This window comes from Zhongshania sp., assembly GCF_047636175.1.
Lineage (GTDB): Bacteria > Pseudomonadota > Gammaproteobacteria > Pseudomonadales > Spongiibacteraceae > Spongiibacter.
In genome coordinates, this window is the sequence record NZ_JBLIKC010000035.1 from 19,717 (window position 1) to 27,369 (window position 7,653).

Consider the following 7,653-nt stretch of genomic DNA (forward strand, 5'->3'; position numbering starts at 1 on the left):
CCGTTGTTACTCTTGGCAATACCTTGTCAGATGCTAGACACGGGAACCTAACGCCACAAGCTATGTTAAAAAGTAACAGGAGCCCGTCCCAATGAGCGATAAGAAAGCAGTTCTGAGTATCGATGGAAAAACGCTGGACCTTAAAGTCCACTCTGGCACCATCGGTCCCGACGTCATCGAAGTCAGCGCCCTGACAGGTAACGGATACTTCACTTACGATCCCGGCTTTGTCTCTACCGCTGCCTGTGAATCAAAAATCACTTATATTGATGGCGATAAAGGGATTCTGTTGCACGGCGGCTACCCTATAGAGCAACTAGCCGAACACTCTGACTACCTAGAAACCTGTTATCTTTTATTGTACGGCGCACTTCCAGACGCAGAGCAAAAAGACAAATTTGTTAGTAAAGTTCGAATGCATACCATGGTCAACGACCAAATGAGCACCTTTTTCAAAGGCTTCCGTCGCGACGCTCATCCCATGGCTATCATGTGTGGCGTAGTAGGCGCTCTGTCAGCGTTTTATCACGACTCGCTGGATATTAAAGACGAAAAGCACCGTGAAATTTCTGCAATTCGCCTAATCGCAAAAATGCCGACCTTGGCGGCGATGACGTATAAGTACACCATTGGCCAACCGTTCATGTACCCGCAGAATCATTTGAGCTATTCAGAGAACTTCCTGCACATGATGTTCGGCAATCCCTGTGAGCAAGATAAAGTAAATCCTGTGCTCGCCAAGGCAATGGACAAAGTCTTCCTCCTGCATGCAGATCACGAACAAAACGCGTCAACTTCAACTGTACGCCTTGCCGGTTCTACCGGTGCAAACCCATTTGCCTGTATCTCTGCGGGTATTGCTGCCCTTTGGGGACCATCCCACGGCGGCGCCAACGAAGCAGTATTAGACATGCTCAATGAAATTGGCGATGCCTCACGCATAGACGAGTTCGTGGCTAGAGCAAAAGACAAGGATGATCCATTCCGCCTAATGGGCTTTGGTCACCGCGTTTATAAAAACTTTGACCCGCGCGCCAAAGTCATGAAGCAAGCGGCTGATGAAGTGTTGGCTGAACTAGGCTTAGAAAATGACCCACTATTGGCCATTGCTAAACGCCTGGAGCAAATCGCACTTGAAGATCAATACTTTATTGATAGAAAGCTATACCCGAACGTCGATTTCTACTCAGGTATTATTCTCAAGGCTATTGGCATCCCAACCAGTATGTTCACCGTTATCTTCGCACTGGGTCGCACTCCAGGCTGGATAGCCCACTGGAATGAAATGATTAGTGGCAGCTACCGAATTGGTCGTCCTCGCCAACTTTATACAGGCCCAGTGCAGCGAGATTTTGTGCCATTAGATAAACGCTAGAAATTAAAAAAGGCCGCTGATGCGGCCTTTTTTAATTCTCAGATCAGCAACTGTAATTACGTGCAGAATTTGCTGTACACGGCCTAGCGCGTTTTATACTCAAATCCCATCTCAGCGCCATCTACCGACTTTCTATAACTACTAATATCGCTGTTTTTATCGAATTCAGCGCCCTCTTTCATCAACAGCTTGGTTTTCATTTTAAAACGCCGCTCCTCATTTCTTGAACTTTGGTCAAACCAAGCCTCAACACCGTATCGACCTTTGCCAGAACTAATCATATCGGGCACGTCACCGTGAACGCCGGCCGGCAGACTCAAATCCAACGCCTGCGAGCTGCTAGGCGCTGTCGCTCCGCCAGTTTTTGATGCCGACTGCTCAGCCGGCATCGCACTGTCGACCACGCTCGCAGTATTTGCAGAGCCCACATTCGACACCGGCACTGTCCGGCTGCGCTCAACTTTGTCACCGCAAGCAATAAGCGTTGAGCAAATTAAAATCACACTACACGAACGATAAATCATACTTAGAAATCACCTGATTCAAATACCAGCGCACTTGCCTAGTCCGATTGGACAATAGCGAAGGAAAAAAGTCACGTATACATTGGCTGGCAGTGTTAGTTTTATGCGACAACAACCCTAGGGAGATCACATGAGTAGGCTCGCCGGCAAAGTAGCTATTATTACTGGCGCCGCACGCGGCATGGGCGCCGTCACTGCCAAACTATTTATTGAACATGGCGCCAAGGTTGTCCTCGCAGATATTCTTGATGATGCGGGTGAAACACTTGCTGAATCACTGGGTAGTAACGCACGATATGTTCACGCCGATGTTTCAAGCGAGGCAGACTGGCAAAAGCTCATAAGCGCCGCAGAGGTATTCGGACCGCTGAATATCGTCGTTAATAACGCTGCTATTTTACACGCAGCCTCTATTGCCGACTCCGATGCCGACGATTACATGCGGGTTATAAAAATTAATCAGCTAGGCACCTACCTCGGTATTCGCGCGGCTATTGCACCAATGAAAAAGGCCAGTGGCGGCTCGATAATTAACATCTCATCCATCGACGGTCTGCAAGCTAAAAATGGTTTATCTGCTTATGTATCCAGCAAGTGGGCGGTGCGAGGCCTGACAAAATCTGCCGCAATTGAACTGGGGCCCTACAATATTCGGGTCAATACTGTACATCCCGGCGGAATATTTACCGCCATGCACGGCGCTGAGGGACAAACTGAACCCTCTGAACAGGATAATGAATTCTATGTGAATCATGCCTTACCGCGGGTAGGGCTGCCGATAGAAGTCGCCAATATGTCTTTATTTTTGGCATCAGACGAAAGCAGCTACTCCACCGGCGCGGAATTTCTTGTCGATGGCGGCTGGCAAGCGGGCCTCAGACTAAGCATGCTGCCAAGCTCTTGATATAAATGCTAGCAAACAAACACTGGAAAGCTAACAAAGAGTCTTCTATATTAGCACTGTGATCACGATTTTATCTGCGGAGGACCCAATGGACACCGATCTACATACAATGAATCTACTCTTTGACCAGCTTGGCCTGCCAAGCGAAGATAAAGAAGTTGAACGCTTCATTGTACGCCACCGACCACTGCCCAGAGACTTGCTAATACATGAAGCGAGCTTTTGGAAACCAGCACAAGCAAGTTTTTTAAAAGAATCCTTGGATATTGATGCTGAGTGGGCAGAGCTAGTTGATGAACTAGATGCACGCCTGCGCTATTAGCGCAGGCAATGACCGCACACTGCTAGCCATTACCCTCATCCAGACCCACATAAGTAATTTTAGGGTAGGATACCCACTTAAACATCTGTTGATGACTACAAATCATGCACTTATGCGGAGTCTCCCCCGTACTGGGGTTCATGTCTCCCGCACTAACCATCATACCGTGCCCACACTTATCGCAGACATAATTGACTTCTATTGTTTGAACTGGCCGTTTGATTTCAGGCATTGCTAATGTCTCGTCTTATAACGGCCCGGCTCCATTATTGGGCGCGGGATATGCAGATGGCGAGTTAGGCTGGGCTGCTCGAGGCGGCCTGGCAATCCCCTTCTTGGCGCGCTCCAGCTCCTTTTCCACCGAATTAATCATGGCTGACCAGACTTCAATTAAGGCATTATTGGAACTTTCTAGCAAGCCACCCAAGGAGTTTTGCTGAATTTTATCGATCTGGTCTTTGGCAATATCAATACGTGCTTCTATACTATTAAGTCGCGCCGACAAGTCAGTTAACTGGGCATTTAAGCCTTGGCGATAGGCTTGTTGATCCCGATACTGCCAGTATTCAAAGCTCGTCAAGCTTACAACAATGACTGCCGCGAGCAAAACACCAAGTGAAGATTTCATTTTGTACTCCCACCTAAGGCAAACACACAAAAAATTAGAGCTTAATGGCTAAAGACATTACTATGCTATGGCAAGGAAACATAGGCTTCAATTTTTCTGTACAACAGCTAATAAGCACCACTCTTTCAGCTTCGGGATACCATCAAAAAAATGAAACTGCAGTTACTCCTTACCGGCAATGAACTGATGGCCGGCGATACTATAGATTCCAACTCAGCCATGATCGCAGAGCTCATCACCAACTACGGCTGGCGTATTGACAGAAAAACCACCGTAGGTGATGACCTCCCCACACTTGAAAATCAAATTCGCAATTTGGCTAGCGACTGCGACGTCCTCATTATTAATGGCGGCCTCGGCCCCACTGTAGATGATATGACCTCACTCGCACTGGCAAACGCTACAGGAAACGTCATCACCGAGCATCCTGATGCTCTCACCCATTTAACGCAGTGGTGCGAGCAACGAGGTTTTCGCTTAAATGCCGCCAATCTTAAGCAAACCATGCTGCCCAAGGGCTGCAGCATTATTGCCAACTCCCGAGGCAGCGCGGTGGGCATACGACTAAAAATAGGCAGTTGTCTTGTGCTCGCCACGCCCGGGGTCCCCAGTGAATTACGTACCATGATGAGGGATGAAATTATCCCACTGCTAGACGCCCGATTTGCCTCTGACTACATACAAACTCAGCGTTTAGCTGTTTTCGGACTCGGTGAGTCGTCCATACAGGAAAAGGTTAATACGCGTTATCCTGATTGGCCAGAAGATGTTGAACTTGGCTTTCGCGCCTCCATGCCGGTACTCGAGGTAAAGCTCACAACCCGAGGCAAAAATGCCGCCGAAAAGATCAATGAATGGCGCGGCAAGATCATCGAATTAATAGATGACCACTTGCTTGGCGATATGCCTTTAAGCCTGGCGCAGGTGGTAATTGCCGCCGCCAAGGCGAAAAATTTAAGCCTTGGCACGGCAGAATCATGCACTGGTGGACGAATCGCTGCCGAACTCACCAGCGTCGCGGGCTCGTCCACGGTATTCCCCGGCGGTATTGTTAGCTATTCCAACGCCATAAAGCAGCAACTTTTGGCGGTGTCGGAATCGAGCTTGGCTAGCCATGGCGCAGTTAGTGAAGTGGTTGTAAGGCAAATGGCACACGGCGCACTACTGGCGCTGGGCAGCGATTTAGTGGTTGCCGTCACTGGCATTGCCGGACCCGATGGCGGCAGCGAAGATAAACCGGTAGGCACGGTATGGATTGCCTGGGGCAGCCAAGACGACCTGAGGGTTAAAAAATTCTTCTTGCCGGTGGACCGCAGCTTATTTCAAACCTTAGTTACAGCCCTAGGCTTAGATTTACTTCGCCGCCATATATTAGAGATCCCCGGCTTACCGGAACTCATGACGCGTAGCAGGGCCTAGTAGATATAAGCTAGCGCATTGATACGCGCTATCCATTGGCTTTAAGCTTTGGCTGCAAGAGCGTCATCAAGCCACTGCAACAGCATTTGATACGCGCCGTTGATCATCGCTACAGCCTCGTCATCACGTACGCCCTTTGGCTCTGCCCGGCCGTACCAATCGACACGACTGCGAGCGCCGTCGAGTTCGGTCACTTTTGCATTGGCTGAGTAATCGCTGACAGGCATAGGAACACCGCGCGGAATATTGTATGAGAAACTCATTGTCGATACATCTTGCGCAGTCAAGACCTCATCGATTGGATCCATGCCTTTGATATGCAAACGCCGCGTCATACCAACACCGCTGCCAAGCAATTCGATTTTGTCTATTCCCGGCGCCCAACTGAGGTCTCCAAAGTCTTCCAACAAAGCCCAAACCTTGGCGGCGGGAACATTAAACTCTCGGGCTAAATGCGTTTCAACCATAATAGTCACTGCCTCATCATTATCATTGTGTGGGGCATGATGCCCTATCAATAAAAACCTAACCTCACCCGAACGGCCTAGCCACTATAAACTTTTAGCAATATAAACAATCGCTAATTGGCGCCTTCTTTAAAGACTGCTACTCTTTAATCAAGTAACAAACCATTAACGTAAAACTGCATAGCAATAATGCAGCGCCCGTCCGGAACAACGTTATGAAGGCTTTATCTGCCACACCTGTACTGCTCTTCAGTATGGATTCAGATCAATTTTGGGCTGCGCCAACAACAACCGGAGGCTTAAAAGCCTATTACCAAAAATACGGCATTTGCAGTGATCAATACCAGATTGAACTGGTCCATTTTAAAGACGAAACCGCCATCGCCGATTGGCAAAAATCTTGGCAAGAAATCTATTTACCAGCGATAAGTGAGGCTCTTAAAAACGGCCAGCAAGCGGTAATAGGGTTTAGCATGTACACTTGGAACGCCGCTGAATTTCTCGATCTTATTCATCAGATTAAATCTGAATGCCCTGACGTGCTTTGTATCGCGGGTGGCCCGCACGTGCAGCAGGCCGAAGACTATCTGGGTGAAGACCCTATCGATATTATTATTCTTGGTGAAGGTGAAACAACATTTAAAGAAATTTTGGATGGCCCACTCCCTAGTAACTGGCCGTCGATCAACGGCATCACCTATTTAGAAAGCGGCAGCATTCAAAAAACGGCCGAGCGCCAACGGAGAAAATTCCTAGACGAACTTCCGTCGCCGCTAGATGCCATTGAACTAAGCGATGCCAATGGCAAGCCACTCTATGACTCGATATCTTATGAAACCAGTCGTGGCTGTCCCTTCAAATGTGCATTCTGCGAATGGGGGACCGGCGCCATTGGATCTAAAATGTATCAGTTTTCAATGGACAGAGTTCGCAGTGATTGGCACAGAATCGTCGACGCTGGTATAAAAGATATCTGGCTTGCCGATTCAAATTTTGGCGCCCTTAAAGAAGATCTAGAAAAAGCCCAGCTGATTTGTGAGCTAAAAGAAAAAACCGGACTGCCCAGCAGCTTTGCCACCTCGTGGTCAAAAAAGCATAGCCCGCGGGTGCAGGAAATTGTTCTGCTATTGCATAACAATGGATTATTACCTCATTACCAATTAGCACTTCAAACACTCACGCCCTTGGCTCTTGAGCTTAGTAATCGACAGAATATGGCGGCGAACAAATATGAGCCGATAGCTCGTCAAATGGCAGCGGAGGGAGTACCTATTGCAGCGGAGCTTATTTGGGGACTTCCCGGTGACAACCTTGCTGATTTCGAAAACAATCTAGACCAACTACTGAAGACCTTTCCCAACCTCAATATCTTCGCCTACACCTTGCTGCCAGGCACGGAATTTTATCGAAAACGCGAGGAATACAAAATTGAAACTATTCCCGTGGCGGGTTATGGCAAGGCAAAGGGAGAATATGTTGTTGCCTGTCACACCTTTAACCGCGATGAAGGTATTGAAGGGTATTTCCTCATTACCGCCCACATTCTTTTTGCTCATGGTCACCTTATTCCGCTGACCATTCGCTATCTAGCATTGCACGACGGTATCACTACAGCGCCACTGCTCCGGGCATTACTACGAGCAGTTTGCGCAGAGTATCAAAGTGAAATGCCTAGCCTTGCGCTACAAGAGCGTATGACCGTCTATGAAAATAGAGCGACGATATTTACCACCATATTAAAAGAACCGCAGCGACTTTATCGCCTGCTAGAATCAGAAATCATTGATTATCTAGAGCGCGGCGGCAACACATCTTTAACCGCAGCAAGCCGTCGCATTCTCGCCCTAGATCAGGCCTTATCGCCACGTTGTGGCGACGCGACAGAAGTCGACTATGCGTTTAATTTCGATGCCATGAGTAGCAAGGCGGCATTGGATTGCCTAAGCATTCCAAACGCCGAGGATCTAAGCATAGAGATCAGTCAAACCCTTTGTATAAAAAGTCCAGGCGGTGT

Annotated in this window: 8 protein-coding genes; 5 read left to right on the forward strand and 3 right to left on the reverse strand. The window is 48.3% G+C overall.

Annotation, left to right across the window (positions count from 1 at the left end):
- The first annotated feature begins 91 nt into the window (after positions 1 to 91).
- Positions 92 to 1,375, forward strand: a complete 1,284-nt coding sequence (gltA, locus tag ACI955_RS16000) for a citrate synthase (protein WP_415244745.1) — start codon at positions 92 to 94, stop codon at positions 1,373 to 1,375.
- An 83-nt stretch (positions 1,376 to 1,458) separates the two neighbouring features.
- Here the strand turns inward: gltA and ACI955_RS16005 are convergent, their stop codons facing one another.
- Positions 1,459 to 1,899, reverse strand: coding sequence for a hypothetical protein (locus ACI955_RS16005; RefSeq protein ID WP_415244746.1), 441 nt, complete (start codon positions 1,897 to 1,899; stop codon positions 1,459 to 1,461).
- A 130-nt stretch (positions 1,900 to 2,029) separates the two neighbouring features.
- Between ACI955_RS16005 and ACI955_RS16010 the strand changes: the two genes are divergently transcribed.
- Positions 2,030 to 2,803 carry a glucose 1-dehydrogenase gene (locus ACI955_RS16010; RefSeq protein WP_415244747.1) on the forward strand — a complete coding sequence of 258 codons (774 nt, stop codon included), beginning with the start codon at positions 2,030 to 2,032 and terminating at the stop codon, positions 2,801 to 2,803.
- An 88-nt stretch (positions 2,804 to 2,891) separates the two neighbouring features.
- Positions 2,892 to 3,125, forward strand: coding sequence for a DUF2789 domain-containing protein (locus tag ACI955_RS16015; protein ID WP_415244748.1), 234 nt, complete (start codon positions 2,892 to 2,894; stop codon positions 3,123 to 3,125).
- A gap of 247 nt (positions 3,126 to 3,372) precedes the next feature.
- Here the strand turns inward: ACI955_RS16015 and ACI955_RS16020 are convergent, their stop codons facing one another.
- The gene (locus ACI955_RS16020) at positions 3,373 to 3,753 is read right to left on the reverse strand and encodes a hypothetical protein (protein WP_415244749.1); all 381 of its coding nucleotides are present in this window, start codon (positions 3,751 to 3,753) and stop codon (positions 3,373 to 3,375) included.
- Between the two features lie 150 nt (positions 3,754 to 3,903).
- Here ACI955_RS16020 and ACI955_RS16025 point away from each other — a divergent pair, with 150 nt between their 5' ends.
- Positions 3,904 to 5,172, forward strand: coding sequence for a CinA family nicotinamide mononucleotide deamidase-related protein (locus ACI955_RS16025; RefSeq protein ID WP_415244750.1), 1,269 nt, complete (start codon positions 3,904 to 3,906; stop codon positions 5,170 to 5,172).
- A 41-nt stretch (positions 5,173 to 5,213) separates the two neighbouring features.
- Here the strand turns inward: ACI955_RS16025 and ACI955_RS16030 are convergent, their stop codons facing one another.
- Complete coding sequence (locus ACI955_RS16030; RefSeq protein ID WP_415244751.1) at positions 5,214 to 5,639, reverse strand: SRPBCC family protein; 426 nt, start codon at positions 5,637 to 5,639, stop codon at positions 5,214 to 5,216.
- A gap of 215 nt (positions 5,640 to 5,854) precedes the next feature.
- Here ACI955_RS16030 and ACI955_RS16035 point away from each other — a divergent pair.
- A partial coding sequence (locus ACI955_RS16035) for a B12-binding domain-containing radical SAM protein (RefSeq protein ID WP_415244752.1) occupies positions 5,855 to 7,653 on the forward strand: 1,799 nt, incomplete at its 3' end.

What these genes read in the sequence shown, in the direction of transcription:
- gltA (WP_415244745.1), top strand. Translation starts at nt 92, where the DNA reads ATGAGCGATAAGAAAGCAGTTCTGAGTATCGATGGAAAAACGCTGGAC.
- ACI955_RS16005 (WP_415244746.1), bottom strand. Translation starts at nt 1,899, where the DNA reads ATGATTTATCGTTCGTGTAGTGTGATTTTAATTTGCTCAACGCTTATT.
- ACI955_RS16010 (WP_415244747.1), top strand. Translation starts at nt 2,030, where the DNA reads ATGAGTAGGCTCGCCGGCAAAGTAGCTATTATTACTGGCGCCGCACGC.
- ACI955_RS16015 (WP_415244748.1), top strand. Translation starts at nt 2,892, where the DNA reads ATGGACACCGATCTACATACAATGAATCTACTCTTTGACCAGCTTGGC.
- ACI955_RS16020 (WP_415244749.1), bottom strand. Translation starts at nt 3,753, where the DNA reads ATGAAATCTTCACTTGGTGTTTTGCTCGCGGCAGTCATTGTTGTAAGC.
- ACI955_RS16025 (WP_415244750.1), top strand. Translation starts at nt 3,904, where the DNA reads ATGAAACTGCAGTTACTCCTTACCGGCAATGAACTGATGGCCGGCGAT.
- ACI955_RS16030 (WP_415244751.1), bottom strand. Translation starts at nt 5,639, where the DNA reads ATGGTTGAAACGCATTTAGCCCGAGAGTTTAATGTTCCCGCCGCCAAG.